Consider the following 16,770-nt stretch of genomic DNA (forward strand, 5'->3'; position numbering starts at 1 on the left):
TCCGTCAGTCGGCGGGCCGCAGCGTCAGCTCGTGGGTCGTCGCCGCCGTGACCGCGGCGCGGCTGAAGGGCCACGCAGTGAGCTCGGCACGCTGCCACGCCGGGGTCTGGTCGACGTAGTTCGGGTGGTACGTGTGCCCGCTGTTGCCGGTCAGGTTGTTCCAGCTCGAGCGATCGAGGTCCGTGAGGTCGACGATCATGCGCATCGAGGGCACCGTGATCGTCTCGAAGCCGCCGCCGATGTCCCACCCGGTCGCATTCACGACCGATGAGCCACCGCCCACCGTGAACGGGCCGCGATTGAACAGCATCTCGATCGGGGCGATTCCGGATTCGCCGAACGTCGCGCTGTTCAGCGGCAGGGCGTGCAGTCCGCCCCAGTTCCACCGCCCCGGATCCTCACCCTGCAACGCCACGAGCCGGTCGTAGGCCGCGTCGGCCGCGTGCACGAGCATCTCGCGTTGCCCGTCGACTCCGAGCTCCTCGTTCGTCCACCACTCGGATGCCGGATCCTCGAGCAGATTCTGGACGACCAGGAACAGCCGCCCCTGGTCCGTCGTCGGCGCCGCACCGTCGCGGCCGGTGACGAAGAGACTCTCCACGAGTTCGTCCCACAGCACGTTCGCGTACGCCGCGGCACCGGAGTCCGCCGCGTTCTGGGCGTCCCAGGTCTGCAGCATCCCCAGCGCGGCATCCGGCCCCCGCCGTCCCGTCTCGATGTCGGCGTAGGCGGCGGCGAGCCGCTTGCCGACCGCGAACTCGTTGTCGGCCTGGATGTCGCGGAGGTCGGTCGACGTCAGAGGCCCCATCGCGATCTTCCGCTGGAGGAGGTCGGTGATGCGCGCCGCGCGCCAGCCATAGTCCCAGTCCCGCGTCAGGAAGTAGGGGTAGTCCTCACCGACGATCGCGTTGTTCGCCGTCACGATGTAGCCCTCCGCCGGGTTGTACGCGGTGGGCAGCTCGTCGAACGGGATGAAGCCCTGCCACGCGAACGCCGAATCCCAGCCCGGCTGCGGCATCGAGCCGTCGCCGGCGCCCCGGATCGGCAGGCGACCCGGCGTCTGATAGCCGATGTTGCCCTCGACGTCGGCGTACAGCAGATTCTGCGCGGGGACGTCGAAGAGCCGGGCGGCGGCGCGGAAGTCCTCGAAGTCCTGCGCGAGGTCCAGCGCGAAGATCGCGGAGGCGGTGGTCCCCGGCTCCAGGGCCGTCCATTTCAGGCTCACGGCGTACTCACCCTCCGGCGCATTCGCCGGCGGCTCGACCGACCCCCCCGTCCCGGTAAAGGGGTCGGCGGCGATCGCGCCGAAGTCGTCGGTGAGGTCGGAGAGGATCGGCCCGTTCTCGGTTGCACGGATGCGGAGCTCGACGTCTTCGGATCCAGCGACCTCGATCACCTCCGTGCGTTCCTGGAGCGGCACGAGCTGACCGTCGCGCCAGTACTGATCGCCCTCGATCTTCTCCAGGTAGAGATCCGTCACGTCCGTGGTGAGGTTCGTGAATCCCCACGCGACGCGGTCGTTGTGCCCGATCACGATGCCGGGGAGTCCCGAGAAGCTGAAGCCGGCGACATCGAACGGGCACGATTCGGTGACGGCGCGGCAGCGCAGCCCGATCTGATGCCAGACGCTGGGCAGCGCGGCACCCAGATGCGGGTCGTTCGCCAGGAGCGGCATCCCGCTCTCGGTGAGGTCGCCCGAGACGACCCATGAGTTCGACCCGATGCCTTCGCCCGCGTCGCCGACGAGCGCGCTGACGGCCTCGATCACGCCGTCGACCTCGCTCCACTGCACGGACGCCGTCGCCGTCGTCCCCTGGTTCGTCGTCGCGCTCGCCGGCTGTGCCGCGACGAGCGAGGGCACGATCACCGGGTTGTCCGCGAACGGGTAGCCGGGGTACAGCTCGTCGATCTGCGTCGCCGTGAAGTCGGGGGCGATCACGGCGCGCGCGGTCTCGTCCTCGATGTTCGCGCGGAGGTCCCAGGCCATCGCCTTCAGCCACGCCACCGAGTCCTCCGGCGTCCACGGCTCGATCTCGTAGTCGGGGTTCTGCAGACCCAGCACGGCGTATTCGAACGATGCGTCCGCCCCGCGATGCTCCGCGAGGTAGGCGTTGACGCCCGCCGCGTACGCGTCGTAGTACGACGCGACCTCGGGGTCGAGCGCCTCGACCTCCTGCGCCGCGACCTCGCGCCAGCCGAGCGTCCGCAGGAATCTGTCGGTCGAGAGTTGAGACTCCCCGAACAGCTCCGAGAGCCTGCCGCTCGTGACGTGCCGGCGGAAGTCCATCTCCCAGAACCGATCCTGCGCGTGCACGTAGCCCTGCGCGAAGAACAGGTCGTCCGTGTCGGAGGCGGTGATCGTCGGGATGCCGAGCGCGTCCCGCTGGACCGTCACGTCCGCAGCGAGTCCGTCGACGGCGATCGTGCCCTCCAGCTGCGGGAACGAACGCTGGATCGTCCAGACGATCGTGCCGGCGACGATCAGCGCGATGACGATGAGCCCGGCGACGACGCTGAACGCCGCGATGCCGATCACGCGCCCGACCGAGCGACGCGGCCGGTCGGCGGCGGGTGCGGAGGTGTCGTCGGCGGTGAGGATCGAGTCGGTGACGGTCTTCGACATTGAAGCGCTTTCGGAAGGATGCCGGAGGAACGCGGTGTCATGCACCGTGAGCCTCGGTCCCGGGCGTTCGGGCGCCAGGGTACCGTCAGGCATCGTAACCCGCGCGTAGTGCTCCGCGCCCCGGCGCGGGCCGGATGGGCCCTCAGGCCGCCGTCGTCGCCGGCACCGTCAGTCGTTCCACCGTCGCCCGCCAGCCGGCGCCGATGCCCTTCGAGAGCCACTCCCGGACCTCGGGTTCGGCCATCGTCTCGGGAAGCGCGAGGGTCATCGTCGCCCGGCAGGATGCGGGGTCGCCGTCGAGGTCCTCGAACTCGAGGGTTGCGATCGGACCGGCCCCGAGGTCGGCGCGATCGAGCTTCGGCCACCCGTCCTCGGCGCCCCACGCGAAGACGATGCGCTCGTCGCGGACGATCTCCAGGTAGATGCCGCCCGTCGTGTAGGACGTGTCCGCATCGATCACCATGGGCACCGTCCACGCGCCGCCGACGCGCAGATCGACCTCGATCGGTTGGTCCGGCCGAGGCTGATCGGGATTGAGGAACCACTCCAGTTCGGACGGAACGGTCCATGCGCGGAACACGGCCGCCCGCGATGCGGCGAACTCGCGCGTCACGACGATTCTGCGGTTCTCGGTCATCGGTCGTCCTACTCAGTGGGGTGTGCGCTGAGCTGGCGCGACAGCGCGTCGAAGCGACTCTCGAAGAAGTCGCGGTACTCGGCGATCCAGTCCTCGGCGTCGCGGAGCCGGTCGGTGTTCAGCGCGCAGGTGCGCTCCTGTCCCCGGCGCGCCTTGCGGACGAGCCCGGCACGCTCGAGCGACGCGATGTGGCGGGAGACGGTCGGCAGGCTGAGGGCGAACGGTTCGGCGAGTTCGGTCACCGTCGCCTCGCCCCGGGACAGGCGCGCGATGATCGCGCGCCGGGTCGGATCGGCCAGCGCCGTGAACGTCTCGCTGAGGACATCGGACATACTTGCATGGTAGCGTAATTACGCAATCACGCAAGTACTGCTCATCCGTCTCACCCGATGAGGCTGGGCTGCAGATCGCGGAGCGTCCGGGAGTGCATCATCCGCGTCACCCCGAGGGCAGCCAGGACGAGCGCCCCGAGCATCCAGATGAGCAGCACGCTCAGGTCGAACCACACCCTGCTCGCATCGCCCCCGTACATGACCTGCCGCATCGCGTCCACGACATAGCCCATCGGCAGCACGTGGTGCAGCGTCGTGAGCGGTGCAGGCAGCGTCTGCCACGGGAATGTGCCACCGGCGGTGACGAGTTGGAGGACCATGAGCACCAGACCCAGGAACTGGCCGACCGAGCCGAGCCAGACGTTGAGCGCGAGGATGATCGCCGCGTACGTGAACGAAGCGAGCACCATGATGCCGAGGGTTCCGAGCGGGTTCGCGAAGCCGAAGCCGAGCGCGATCGCGAGCACGCCGAACAGAACGATCATGGAGGCGGCGCCGAGCATCGCCGGAGTGAGCCAGCCCGCCACGGCGACCCGCACCGGCGTCCGCAGGGCCGTGACGGCGCGACGTGAGACGGGCTTGACGATCAGGAACAGCGCGTAGATGCCGATCCACCCGGCGAGTGCGACGAAGAACGGGGCCAGCCCCGCGCCGTAGTCTCCGGCCGCCGCGACCTTGCCCGTCTCGACCGCGACCGGGTCGGAGATGGTCTGCGCCTGCTGCAGGCGCAGTGTCGCGGACGAGTCCGGGATCTCGTCGACGCCGGATTCCAGTCCGTCCCGCAGTTCCGCGGCACCGCTGGAGAGCGCGGCGGTGCCGTCGGAGAGGGATGCCGCACCCCCGCTGACCTGTGCCGCTCCGCTCGCCGCGGCTGCGGCGCCGTCGGCGAGGGCCGCCGTGCCCGAGGCCAGCTGTGCGGCGCCGCCGGACAGGGTCGAGGCTCCGTCGGCGACCTGCCGGGCACCCGCTGCGAGGGCATCGACCTGGCCGACGGCATCCTGCACGCGCGCGTTCCCGTTCTGAATCGCCTCGCCGACCGGATCCAGGCGTGCGAGCACCGCGTCGATCTGGTCCTGATCGAGGCCCTGTTCGGCCAGGAGGGCCGCGATGTCCGTGCGCGCCTGCGGCACGGCGTCGGCCGCCTGCTGCACCGCCGTACCGGCTCGATCGGCATAGCCCGCGAGCGTCTCACTGCCGTCCGCGACCTGCGCGGCCCCGCCCGAGAGCTGCTGGGCGCCCGCGGCCAGGTCCGCCGAACCCGCGGCCGCCTGCTGCGCACCGGCGGAGAGCTGGGCCGTCCCGTCGGCGAGCGTCGCCGCCCCCGTGCTGAGCTGCTGCGCACCGGCGGCGGCCTGGGCGGCGCCGTCCGCGAGGCGCGCGCCGCCGTCCGCCGCGGTGACGAGATTCACCCGGATCTCCGCGATGCCGTCGAGGAGACGCCCCGCCGCCTCGCGGTTCACGAGTTCGGCGACCGACCGCCGGATCTTCTCGACGGCCTGCGTGCCGATCGTCGACGCGAGGTAGTTGTTGGCGTCGTTCGTCTCGAGCGAGATCGTCGCCTGACGCGGATCGTCCCCGCCGACCGAGGTCAGGGCGGCCGAGAAGTCCATCGGGAGGGTCACGGTGAAATCGACCGTGCCGTCGGCGAGCTCCTGCGCCGCCTCGGCAGCGGAGAGCGCACGCCAATCGAACGCGCCGCCCTCGAGGAGTTCGTCGGCGACCTGATCGCCGTAGTTCGCGGCAGGCTGGTCGCCCGACGCGGCCACGCCGGCGTCGTCGTTCACGAGCGCGACGGGGATGTCACCGAACTTGCCGTACGGGTCCTGATTGGCCCACAGGTACAGTCCGCCGTAGAGGATCGGCACGCACATGAGAGCGATCAGGGCGATCACCGACATGCGGCGGGAGGTGAGGCGCCGCAGTTCGGCGGCGATCATCGCGGGGATCTTCATCGCTGCCCGCCCTTCTCGTCGCGTTCGGGTTCGGGTTCGGGCTCTGGGTCGGGTTCGGGTTCTGGCGCCGGGTCCGGTTCGGGTTCTGGCTCGGGTTCGGGCTCGGACGCAGGTTCGACTGCGGGCTCCGGCGCGTCGGGCGCGAGATCCGCGCGCTCGGCACGGCCCGCCAGCGCGGCGGTCGATGCGACACCGCTGATCACGAGCATCCCGTAGCCGCGGCCGGCGAACTCCTCGACCAGGCTCCACCACTCGTCCGGATGCCCGCCGTGACGCTGCGGCGAGACCAGGACCATCGCCTCCACGCTCCGCCGGAGCGCCGTGAGCTCCAGCAGCAGCCGGAATCGCTCGCGCGGTGCGACGTCGGCGATCGGGACGCGCGCCAGCTCGCGCATTCCGGCGTCGTCGAGCCAGCGCAGGACCGCGACCGGGTGCGACGGGAGCCCCGCGAACATGAGCTCCTCGGCCGCGAGTCCGAACACGGCGACATCGGGTGCGGGATCGCACACATCGGGCGCGTCGACGAGGGCCACGCGGCGACGCAGCGCGGCGGCATCCGCTCTGCCGTCGATGCGCACGGCTCCGGCGTCGGGCTTCATACGGCCCGATGCGATGAGTCCGAGCACGGTCGGTCGCTGCTCGGTCTCGGCGGGCACGATGCGGGCCGCGCCGGTCTCGAACGCGAGGGAGATCGGGGGCAGGGCGAGGCCGTCGCGGCCCTTGTGCACGGCATCCAGCGTCACGCGCATCATCGTTCCTCCACGATCCCGGGGTGAGCGGCCAGCAGCCCCGCCTGTTCGGTCCACGACAGCCCGCTCACACTCAGCACGACGCGGACGACGACGGATGCCGCATCCGGCGTCTCCGCCGGCAGCTCGCGCAGCGTCGCTCGGGCCGTCTCCTCGATCAGGAATCCGAGGAGCTCCGGCGGAACGTCTGCGCGGAAGGCGCCGTCCGCGCACCCCCGCTCGACGAGGTCGCGGACGCGTCGCCGCAGTGGCGCGAGCGCGCGGACGGTGTCGGCGACATGCGCGTCGTCGAGCGCGATGTTCGCGGAGGCCTGCACCGTGGATGCCGCTCGCCACAGGTCGGCGGCGAGTCGGGCGAGGGCGACGCGGGCGTCAGGGTGATCCACCTGCTCGGCGATCGTGTTGAAGCGTGCCGCGCCCACCTCGATCACCGCGCGCAGCAGGGCCTCCCGGTCGGAGAAGTGGCCGTACAGGGCGCGACGGCTGAGCCCGGCCGCATGGGCGATCGCATCGAGCGACGCGTTCGGGTCGGTGGCGAGGACGCTCTGGGCGGCGGCGATGATGCCGGCGCGGTTTTCGAGCGCGTCACGGCGCGGTCGACGGGCGGCGGTGGTGGTCACCGCACGATTCTAGATAACTTGCACATGCCTGTGCAAGTTATGAGTGGTTCAGTCGGCTCCGAAGTCGAACGACGCCGACTCGGATGCCTCGTCCACCGCGTCGGCGAGCTGCTCGCGCTCGGCCGAGTAGCCGGTCGCGTGCTCGGTGATCTCGTCCGCCTCGCCCGAGGTCAGGCGTCCGACGAGCGCACCGGTCGCGCCGCCGATCAGGCCGAGTCCGGCGTACTGCTCCAGGCGCGAGCGAGAGTCGGCGATGTCGAGGTTGCGCATCGTCAGCTGTCCGATGCGGTCGGTCGGGCCGAAGGCCGCGTCACCGACGCGCTCCATCGAGAGCTTGTCCGGACCGTACGACAGGTTCGGGCTCGTGGTGTCCAGGATCGTGTAGTCGTCACCACGACGCAGACGCAGGGTCACGGTGCCGTTGATCGTCGACCCGACCCACTTCTGGATCGACTCGCGCAGCATGAGCGATTGCGGCTCGAGCCAGCGGCCCTCGTACATGAGACGACCGAGGCGGCGGCCCTGCTCGTGGTACGTCGCGAGCGTGTCCTCGTTCAGGATGCCGTTCACCAGGCGCTCGTATGCGATGAACAGCAGTGCCATCGCGGGCGCCTCGTAGATGCCGCGGCTCTTGGCCTCGATGATGCGGTTCTCGATCTGGTCGCTCATGCCGAGTCCGTGGCGGCCGCCGATGCGGTTCGCCTCGTGCACGAGCTCCACCGGGTCGGCGTACTCGACTCCGTTGATCGCGACAGGGCGACCGAGATCGAAGGTCACGGTGACGTCTTCGGTGTCGATCTGCACCGAGGGATCCCAGAAGCGGACGCCCATGATCGGCTCGACGGTCTCCAGCGAGACGTTCAGGTGCTCCAGGGTCTTCGCCTCGTGCGTCGCGCCCCAGATGTTCGCGTCGGTCGAATACGCCTTCTCGGCGCTGTCGCGGTAGGGGAAGCCGTGTTCGACGAGCCACGCCGACATCTCGGCGCGACCGCCGAGCTCGGTGACGAAGTCGGCGTCCAGCCAGGGCTTGTAGATGCGCAGCCGGGGGTTCGCGAGCAGGCCGTAGCGGTAGAAGCGCTCGATGTCGTTGCCCTTGTAGGTGGAGCCGTCGCCCCAGATGTCGACGCCGTCCTCCTTCATCGCGCGGACGAGCATCGTCCCGGTGACCGCGCGCCCGAGCGGAGTCGTGTTGAAGTAGGTCTTGCCGCCGGAGCGGATGTGGAACGCGCCGCACGCCAGCGCGCCGAAGCCTTCCTCCACGAGCGCCGTCTTGCAGTCGACGAGTCGCGAGACCTCGGCGCCGTACTCGAGCGCGCGACCCGGGATCGCGTCGATGTCGTCCTCGTCGGGCTGGCCGAGATCACCCGTATACGTGCAGGGGATCGCGCCCTTGTCGCGCATCCAGGCCACCGCCACCGAAGTGTCCAGCCCTCCGGAGAAGGCGATGCCGACGCGCTCGCCGACGGGCAGGGACTGGAGGACTTTCGACATGCCCCCGATTCTACTGAGCGGGAAGTCAGCGCTTCGTGGACAGAATATTGCAGTAATTGCGTACTGCGCAGAAAGCGCATAGTGTCTCACTCATGGAAACTGCGCGAGATACGATCCGAGTGAGGGACATTTGTAGCCTCCGGTCAGGCGTGACCTTGCGCGAACGCTCCGATTCGCCGGCCTCCAAGGTGCTCACACTCCAGATCGCAGACCTCGGTCCGACAGGTTCGGTGAGCACCCAGAAACTACTCCGGGTCCCGCTTCCCGCGTGGTCCAGTCGGCACATCGTCGCCACGGGTGAGGTGGTCTTCCGGTCGCGTGGTCCCTTCTGGTCTGCGTGGGCGGCTGAGGACCTGGGGGAACCGCTCGTGGCAGTCGCCCCGCTCTTCATCATCCGACCCGTCTCGGACATCCTCGACGCGCGTTATCTCGCGTGGTGGCTGGGGAGACCGTCCGCTCAGCAGCATTTCGCGGCGTCCGCGATGGGCACCGGTGTGAAGATGATCACGAAGTCCGCACTCGAGCAGACACCGATTGTGCTGCCTCCGCTCGATGAACAAGGCCGCATCGCTGACACTGCGGCGCTCGTCGCTCGCGAACTCGACCTCGCACTCTCACTTGCGCGCTTGCGCTCCGACGTCCGCTCCGCGCGCCTCGATCTCGCCGCGACCGATCCCGACCGATAAGGACTTCTCGCATGAGTAACTCCGCACCGAACAGTTCCGTGACGCAGCAGCGCATCAATCAGGCTGCCTGGTCGGCGTGCGATACCTTTCGCGGGGTCGTCGACGCCACCCAGTACAAGGACTACGTCCTCGTGATGCTGTTCCTGAAGTACATCTCCGACATCTGGCTCGACCACAAGGAGCAGTACGAGCGCGATTTCGCCGGAGACCAGCGGAAGATCGACGTGCGCCTGAGCCGCGAGCGATTTCCGCTGCCGGAGGGCGCGAGTTTCTACGACCTGTACGCACAGCGGTCGGCCGATGACATCGGCGATCGCATCAACATCGCGCTCGACAAGATCGAAGACAAGAACCGCGCGAAGCTCGACGGGGTGTTCCGAAACATCGACTTCAACTCCGAGGCGAATCTCGGCCAGGTCAAGGAGCGCAATCGGCGCTTGAAGCATCTGCTCGAAGACTTCCACAAGCCCGAACTCGACCTGCGCCCTTCGCGGGTGACAGAAGACATCATCGGTGAGACGTACATCTATCTCATCTCACGGTTCGCGTCGGATGCCGGCAAGAAGGCCGGCGAGTTCTACACCCCGCGATCGGTCTCGATGCTGCTCGCCAAGCTCGCCGCTCCGACGAGCGGCGACACGATCTTCGATCCGTCATGTGGCTCCGGTTCGCTGCTGATCGAGGCTGCCCGCGAGGTCGGCTCGAACAACTACCAGCTGTTCGGACAGGAGGTGAACGGTGCCACATGGGCGCTTGCCCGCATGAACATGTTCATGCACGCCAACGACGCCGCCTTCATCGAATGGGGCAATACGCTCACTGCTCCCACGCACGTCGTCGGCGATCGGCTGCGCACATTCGACGTGGTCGTCGCCAATCCCCCGTTCTCGCTCGACAAGTGGGGGGCGGATGAGGCCGCGAGCGATCAGCACGGGCGATTCTGGCGCGGTATTCCGCCCAAGAGCAAGGGCGACTACGCATTCATCACTCACATGGTCGAAGTGGCCAAGCCTCTCACGGGACGGGTGGCGGTGATCGTGCCGCACGGCGTGCTTTTCCGTGGTGGAGCGGAGGGTCGCATCCGCAAGGCGCTGATCGACGAGAATCTGCTCGATGCCGTCATCGGCCTTCCGGCGAACCTCTTCGCGACGACCGGTATCCCGGTCGCGATCCTCATCTTCGATCGCTCCCGCGAGCACAGCGGCACCAACTCCGACCGCGATGACGTGCTGTTCATCGACGCGAGTCGCGAGTTCACACCGGCGAAGTCGCAGAACCTTCTCGATGCGGGCCACCTCGAACGCGTCGTGCAGACCTATCGCTCTCGAGACGAGGTGGAGCGGTATTCGCATCGCGCGAGCCGGGCCGAGATCACCGAGAACGAGTACAACCTCAACATCCCGCGTTACGTCGACACGTTCGAGGCCGAGCCCGAGGTGGACATCGCGGCCGTGCAGCGCGAGATCGAACAGGTCGAGGCTGAGCTCGCCGAAGTGCGGGTGCGTATGGCCGGGTACCTCAAGGAACTTGGCATCGATGGCTGACGCGGACGCCGCGGGCGAGGTCGTGCTCTATACGACCGACGACGGGCTCGCCCGCGTCCAGCTGCGGGCGGTCGACGGATCGGCGTGGCTGGCGCAGCGAGACATCGCGGAGCTGTTTCAGGTGACGACCCAGGCGATCACGCAGCACATCGCAGCGATCTACGCGGAGGGCGAGTTGCAGGAGGAGGCAACCTGTAACGATTACTTACAGGTTCGCCGCGAAGGCGCGCGCGAGGTACGTCGCACCGTGAAGCACTACAACCTCGACGTGATCCTCGCGGTCGGGTACCGCGTGCGTTCGCCGCGCGGCACGCAGTTTCGCCGGTGGGCGACAACGGTCCTTGCCGAGTACCTCGTCAAAGGGTTCGCGATGGACGACGCGAAGCTCAAGGACGCGCCGCAGTGGGACTACTTCGACGAGTGGCTCGAGCGCATCCGCGACATCCGCGCGTCGGAGAAGCGGTTTTGGCAGAAAGTGCGCGACCTCTACACGACAGCCGTCGACTACGACCCGCAGTCCGACGCGGCGAAGCTGTTCTTCGCGCGTGTGCAGAACAAGATGCTGTTCGCCGTGACCGGGATGACCGCCGCCGAGATCATCAAGAGCCGCAGCGACGCTGACGCGCAGAACATGGGACTCACCAGCTGGGCCGGCGCGATCGTGCGCAAGGGCGATGTCTCGACGGGCAAGAACTACCTGTCGCAGGACGAGGTCGCCGAGCTCAACCGCATCGTGACGATGTACCTCGACTATGCCGAAGACCAGGCCACGCGCAGGCAGACCGTGACGATGCAGCAGTGGGCCGACAAGCTCGACGCGTTTCTGCAGTTCAACGACCGCGAGCTGCTCTCGGGCAACGGCAGCGTGCAGGCGGCTGTCGCAAAGAAGCTCGCCGAAGACCGCTATGCGCAGTTCGACGCGTCGCGTCGAGCCGTGAGCGCTGCCGTCGCAGATGACGCCGACTTCGCGGCGATCGAGGCACTGGGGAAGGATGCCGAGTGAAGAGCTACTTCAAACAGACTCAACTCGGCGAGCTCGTGCGGATTGCCACCGGTGGCACGCCATCACGGAATGATCCCGAAGGGTGGGTAGGCGGTCAGATTCCTTGGGTGACGACCTCCGAAGTAAGCTTCGGTCGGCTCGCAAAGACCCGAGAGAGCATCACCGACCACGGGCTTGCGAACTCCTCCGCCACGATCGTGCCCAGAGGATCTGTCCTCGTGGCCATGATTGGACAGGGGCGAACGCGTGGTCAGGTGGCACTGCTTGAGATGGATGCGTCGACGAACCAGAACTGTGCAAGCCTTGTGCCGGGCGATCGCGTCGACTCTGAGTACCTATTCCAGACGCTCGCATTCAGCTATAACGCTCTGCGGGGTCTCTCGAACGCGAGCGGTCAGGGAAATCTGAACGCTCGGCTGATCGCGAGCCTTCCGATTCCGGAGCCGCCGCTGCGGGAGCAACGGAAGATCGCCGAGATTCTCCGCGCGTGGGACGACGCGATCGACGCCGCGGAGCGAGAAGCGACCATGCGAAGGAGGCTTGCTCGGGATTCGTTGAACCGTATGATTTCGTCCGCGGAGCACGGAGCTGAGCATCGCAGACTTTGGGAAGTCAGTGAACCGGTCAGAAGGCGATCGGATGGAGCAGACCACCCCGTCATGACGATTTCGGCGCAGCGTGGTTTCGTCCGGCAGTCCGAGAAGTTCCGGCGCGACATGGCCGGCGACAGCCTGCGGACGTATACGTTGCTACGTCGCGGTGAGTTCGCGTACAACAAGGGGAACTCGGCGACCTTTCCACAGGGCTGTGTGTTCGCGCTTGGTCAGAACAGCGCCCTGGTGCCGAGCGTGTACGTATCCTTCGCGCTCGACTCGTCTCTCAACGGCCGCTTCTATCAGCACTACTTCTCTTCCGGCGCGTTGAATCGCCAGCTCGCGCAACGCATTAGCTCGAGCGTCCGGGGAAACGGGCTGCTGAACATCACGCCGAAGGCTTTCATGTCTGTCGAAGTGCCAGTTCCCGATCGAGCTCAACAGGACCTCATCGCGTTGGCTGCAGACCATCGCCAGCAAGAACTGACGCTGCTTCAACGTCGTACTGAGTTACTCCGCGAACAGAAGCGGGGACTCATGCAGAAGCTCCTCAGCGGCGAAATCCGCGTGGGCGAGAGCGGGGGAGGCGCATCATGACCGAGATCGCGTTCGACCCGGGTGAGAAACTGCAGTCGCAGTTGCCGGCGGTGCAGCTTCTGGCGGCCCTCGGCTACGTGCCGCTCTCGCCGGCAGAGGCCCTTGCCCTGCGGGGCGGGCGGCGACGCAACGCCGTTCTCGAAGATGTGCTTGCCGCGCAAATTATCAAGCTCAATACGTTCGAGTTCCGCGGGCGTCGCTACCCGCTCGATCCTGCAGATGCGCAAGACGCTATCCGCCAGCTACTCGCCCCCGATCAGATCAAAGGCCTGCAGGCCACGAACGAGGCTGTCTACGACCGGCTCGTGCTGGGCGCCACGGTCGCCAAGACCATCGACGGGGCGACCCGCAGCCACCAGGTGCGCTTCGTCGACTGGGCCGACCCCTCCAACAATGCGTTCCACGTCACCGTCGAATACTCCGTCGATCGCACAGGCTCGACCGACAGCGATCGTCTCGACGTCGTCGGGTTCGTCAACGGCATTCCGTTCGTCGCCATCGAATGCAAGCGGCCGTCCGAGCCCGTGAAGAAGGCCGACCACCAGCTGATCCGCTATCAGCGCGCGGATCACGTCCCGGCGTTCTTCCACGCGGCCCAGCTGCTCATCTCGACCAATCGTCGCGAAGCCCGGTACGCGACCGTCGGCGCGCCGTCGAAGTTCTGGAGCCCTTGGGTCGAAGTCGACGACGCTGAAGACGACGTGCGGGTTGCCGTCCAGCATCCGCTCGACCCCTCCATCATCGACGGGCTCTTCGTCGATGAGCGTGCCCGCGCGGCAGCACGCGATCAGCTCGGCGGGCTCGCCGACCGGACACCCAGCGACCAAGATGCCCTGCTCTACGCGTTGTGTCGCCCTGAGCGCCTCCTCGAGATCGTCCGCAGCTTCACGGTGTTCGACGGCGGGCAGCGCAAGATCGCGCGACACCAGCAGTACTTTGCCGTGCGGCGCACGATCGAGCGGGTCACGTCCGGCTCGGGTGGCGGACCGCGACCGGGGGGCGTCGTGTGGCACACCCAGGGGTCGGGAAAGTCGCTCACGATGGTCATGCTCGCCAAAGCGCTCGAGTTCGAACCGACGATCCACAACCCACGCATCATCCTCGTCACCGACCGTGACGACCTCGATCTGCAGATCCGCGACACCTTTCGGGCGTGCCAGCTCGAGCCGGTGCGCGCCAAGAGCGGCAAGCACCTCGCGCAGCTACTCGCCGACCGCACGCCGCTCATCACCACGATCGTCAACAAGTTCGACAATGCGGCGACGTGGATGTCGGCATCCACCTCCGATATGGACCCCAACGTGTTCGTACTCGTCGATGAGAGCCACCGTAGTCACTCCGCCCGCCAGGGCGAGTACGGGATCTTCGCGCAGCGGATGCGGCGGATGCTGCCCGTCGCCAACTACATCGGCTTCACCGGCACGCCGCTCCTGAAGCGCGAGAAGAGCACTTTCCGCACCTTCGGCGCTCCGATCCACACCTACACGATTCGTGACGCCCAGCGCGACGAAGCCGTCGTGCCCTTGCTCTATGAGGGCCGCATGATCGACCAGCAGATCGCGGATGCCGTGATCGACGCGTGGTTCGAGAAGATCTGCCAAGGCCTGACCCGCGAGCAGCAAGCCGACCTCAAACGCAAGTTCTCTCGAGCCGACGTGCTCTCAGGCGCCGGTCAGGTCGTGCGCGCCAAGGCCTTCGACATCTCGGAGCACTACCGGCAGCACTGGCAGGGGACCGGCCTGAAGGCCCAGCTCGTCGCACCGAACAAGGCCGCCGCGATCCGGTTCAAGAACGTGCTTGACGAGATCGGGCACGTGCGCAGCGAAGTCATGATCTCGCCCCCCGGTGACGACGAGACCAGCGAAGCCGGCGACCGCGAGTCGCGCGAGATCGTGCAGCGCTTCTGGGACGACGCCATGCAGCGCTACGGCGGTGAGGCCGCCTACAACCAGCAGGTCGTCACGGACTTCAAGGGACCCAACGGGCCCGAGATCCTGATCGTGGTCTCCAAGCTCCTCACGGGCTTCGACGCACCCCGCAACACCGTGCTCTACATCTGCCGCAGCCTGCGCGAGCACACCCTCCTTCAGGCGATCGCGCGGGTGAACCGGCTCTACGAACCCAATCACGACGAAGACCCGCCGAAAGACTTCGGCCACATCATCGACTACGAGGGCCTGCTCGGTGAGCTGAGCGATGCACTCACCACGTACTCCGCGCTCGACGGCTTCGACCTCGACGACCTACTCGGCGCCGTCGTCGACGTGCGCGCCGAAATCGCGATGCTGCCCGACCGGTGGGCCGCGGTGTGGGCGCTCTTCCGCGGCGTGCGACGCGATGACATGGAGGCACTCGAGCGCCATCTCGAACCGGATGAGGTGCGCGACGAGTTCTACGCGCTCCTCTCGGAGTTCACCCGCACCCTGCACATCGCGCTGTCGAGCGACAAGGTCGAAGACGATGTGCCGCGCGAACGACTCGATCTCTACAAGGCAGACTGGCGACGGTTCGTCGAGCTGAGGCGTTCCGCACAATGGCGATACAACGAACGCGTCGACCTGCGTGACTACGAACCGAAGATCCAGAAGCTGCTCGACGACCACCTCACGGCGCTCCCGGCCGAAGTAATCATCCCGGAGTTGGAGCTGAACGACCCCGCGTCGGTGCAGGCGACCGCCCAGGAGCACGGTCAGAGCGCGGCATCCCGCGCCGACCGTATTGCCAGCGCCACCCGCCGTCGCATCACAGAGCGCATGGACGAAGACCCGGTGCTCTACACGCGATTCGCAGCGCTCATCCGCGAGACACTCGAGGCCCACCGCGCGCACCGCCTGAGTGAGATCGAATACCTGGAGCGCATGCAGACGATCGCGCGGGATGTGGCAGCAGAACGACGAGGAACCGCGCTCCCGTCGAGCCTGACGCACCATGCGACGGCATCCGCGGTCTTCGAGGCCATCAACCGGCACTTCCCTGGGGTGGGCGCCGACCGCGACGTCGACCACGCGGTCGTTGCCGACATCGCCCTCCGGCTGGTCGCCATCGTAGAAGAGCATCACATCGTGGGTCTGTGGGAGAACGTGCCGGCCCAGAACGATCTCCTGAATGCGATCGACGACTATTTGTGGGACGACGCGCCACAGCTGCTGGGCGGCGCGCTCACCGCAGAGCAGGAGGATGCTATCCGCGCCGACCTGCTCACCATCGGGCGCGCGCGGTTGCCGTGAACCAACAGTTGACTGTTGAAGACAAAGGCCGGCGCCTCGTTATCCTCGTGAGTCGCAGCGATCGCTCAACACTTGAGATCGCTGTCACCCCGGCCGGCGAGGTCGAGGTTGCCGCGCCGCTGGCCGCCACGGACGCCGAGATCGCCGCTCGTGTCCATCGTCGATCCCGATGGATTCACACGCAGCTGCGCTACTTCGACCAATTCCGACCGCGGACCCCGACCCGACGATGGGTGCCCGGCGAAACACACCGTTATCTGGGCCGACCGTATCGCCTGCGCATCGGTGACACTAACGCGTCGAGTGGGGTGACGCGGACCCGCGGTTTCCTCATCGTGGACGGTGTCTCGTATGACGACTCAGACGGGATCAGATCGACGGTCGAAGCCTGGATGCGGCGTGAAAGCAGGACGGTCTTCACGGCTAGTATCTCCCGCTCAGCAGGCCGGTTCGTTCAGAGCGGCGTCACCCCCCACCGACTGATCATCCGTCCGATGTCGGCACGCTGGGGATCGATGTCTCCGAGCGGAACGTTGAGCATCAATCCGGCACTGGTGCAAGGTTCGATCGAGTTGATCGACTACGTCGTGACGCACGAATTGGCGCACCGCATCGAGCCAGACCACAGTGCTCGATTCGTCGAGTTGATGAATCACGTCATGCCGGACCATGCCGAACGAAAAGTGAAACTCGAGCGCGCGCTCGCCTGACTCGGA

At 67.2% G+C, this 16,770-nt stretch carries 13 protein-coding genes; 6 read left to right on the forward strand and 7 right to left on the reverse strand.

The features are described 5' to 3' along the window. Nucleotides 1-4: 4 nt before the first annotated feature. From AB0P18_RS02410 to argG, 7 genes are all read right to left on the reverse strand, one after another. Nucleotides 5-2,623: a penicillin acylase family protein gene (locus AB0P18_RS02410; RefSeq protein WP_363358722.1), complete on the reverse strand. Its 2,619-nt coding sequence runs from the start codon at nt 2,621-2,623 to the stop codon at nt 5-7. Nucleotides 2,624-2,765: 142 nt separating this feature from the next. After that, entirely contained in the window at nt 2,766-3,260 is a 495-nt protein-coding gene (locus AB0P18_RS02415; protein WP_363358723.1) for an SRPBCC domain-containing protein, read from the reverse strand. 8 nt (nt 3,261-3,268) lie between these two features. Further along, nucleotides 3,269-3,592: a metalloregulator ArsR/SmtB family transcription factor gene (locus AB0P18_RS02420; RefSeq protein WP_363358724.1), complete on the reverse strand. Its 324-nt coding sequence runs from the start codon at nt 3,590-3,592 to the stop codon at nt 3,269-3,271. Nucleotides 3,593-3,642: 50 nt separating this feature from the next. Further along, nucleotides 3,643-5,544 (reverse strand): YhgE/Pip family protein, encoded by a 1,902-nt coding sequence (locus tag AB0P18_RS02425; protein WP_363358725.1) that lies wholly within the window; start codon nt 5,542-5,544, stop codon nt 3,643-3,645. Next, nucleotides 5,541-6,296: a hypothetical protein gene (locus AB0P18_RS02430; RefSeq protein ID WP_363358726.1), complete on the reverse strand. Its 756-nt coding sequence runs from the start codon at nt 6,294-6,296 to the stop codon at nt 5,541-5,543. The genes AB0P18_RS02425 and AB0P18_RS02430 overlap by 4 nt, the downstream gene beginning before the upstream one ends. Next, nucleotides 6,293-6,913 (reverse strand): TetR family transcriptional regulator, encoded by a 621-nt coding sequence (locus AB0P18_RS02435; protein ID WP_363358727.1) that lies wholly within the window; start codon nt 6,911-6,913, stop codon nt 6,293-6,295. The genes AB0P18_RS02430 and AB0P18_RS02435 overlap by 4 nt, the downstream gene beginning before the upstream one ends. A gap of 48 nt (nt 6,914-6,961) precedes the next feature. After that, a complete protein-coding gene (gene argG, locus AB0P18_RS02440) occupies nt 6,962-8,404 on the reverse strand; it encodes an argininosuccinate synthase (protein WP_363358728.1) in 1,443 nt (480 codons plus the stop codon). 149 nt (nt 8,405-8,553) lie between these two features. On the opposite strand from argG, the gene AB0P18_RS02445 reads away from it, so the two are divergent. From AB0P18_RS02445 to AB0P18_RS02470, 6 genes are read left to right on the forward strand one after another with little or no spacing between them, the layout of a single operon-like run. Then, nucleotides 8,554-9,090 carry a restriction endonuclease subunit S gene (locus AB0P18_RS02445; protein ID WP_363358729.1) on the forward strand — a complete coding sequence of 179 codons (537 nt, stop codon included), beginning with the start codon at nt 8,554-8,556 and terminating at the stop codon, nt 9,088-9,090. An 11-nt stretch (nt 9,091-9,101) separates the two neighbouring features. Continuing rightward, a complete protein-coding gene (locus tag AB0P18_RS02450; RefSeq protein WP_363358730.1) occupies nt 9,102-10,634 on the forward strand; it encodes a type I restriction-modification system subunit M in 1,533 nt (510 codons plus the stop codon). Continuing rightward, complete coding sequence (locus AB0P18_RS02455; RefSeq protein WP_363358731.1) at nt 10,627-11,637, forward strand: virulence RhuM family protein; 1,011 nt, start codon at nt 10,627-10,629, stop codon at nt 11,635-11,637. Before AB0P18_RS02450 ends, AB0P18_RS02455 begins: the two co-directional genes overlap by 8 nt. Continuing rightward, nucleotides 11,634-12,827, forward strand: coding sequence for a restriction endonuclease subunit S (locus AB0P18_RS02460; protein WP_363358732.1), 1,194 nt, complete (start codon nt 11,634-11,636; stop codon nt 12,825-12,827). The genes AB0P18_RS02455 and AB0P18_RS02460 overlap by 4 nt, the downstream gene beginning before the upstream one ends. After that, entirely contained in the window at nt 12,824-16,054 is a 3,231-nt protein-coding gene (locus AB0P18_RS02465) for an HsdR family type I site-specific deoxyribonuclease (protein WP_363358733.1), read from the forward strand. The genes AB0P18_RS02460 and AB0P18_RS02465 overlap by 4 nt, the downstream gene beginning before the upstream one ends. After that, a complete protein-coding gene (locus tag AB0P18_RS02470; protein WP_363358734.1) occupies nt 16,051-16,764 on the forward strand; it encodes a SprT family zinc-dependent metalloprotease in 714 nt (237 codons plus the stop codon). The genes AB0P18_RS02465 and AB0P18_RS02470 overlap by 4 nt, the downstream gene beginning before the upstream one ends. Nucleotides 16,765-16,770 lie beyond the last annotated feature (6 nt).

Origin of the sequence: Microbacterium sp. NPDC064584, from assembly GCF_040687315.1 — a bacterium.
In the GTDB taxonomy this organism is placed as follows: Bacteria; Actinomycetota; Actinomycetes; order Actinomycetales; family Microbacteriaceae; genus Microbacterium; species Microbacterium lacus.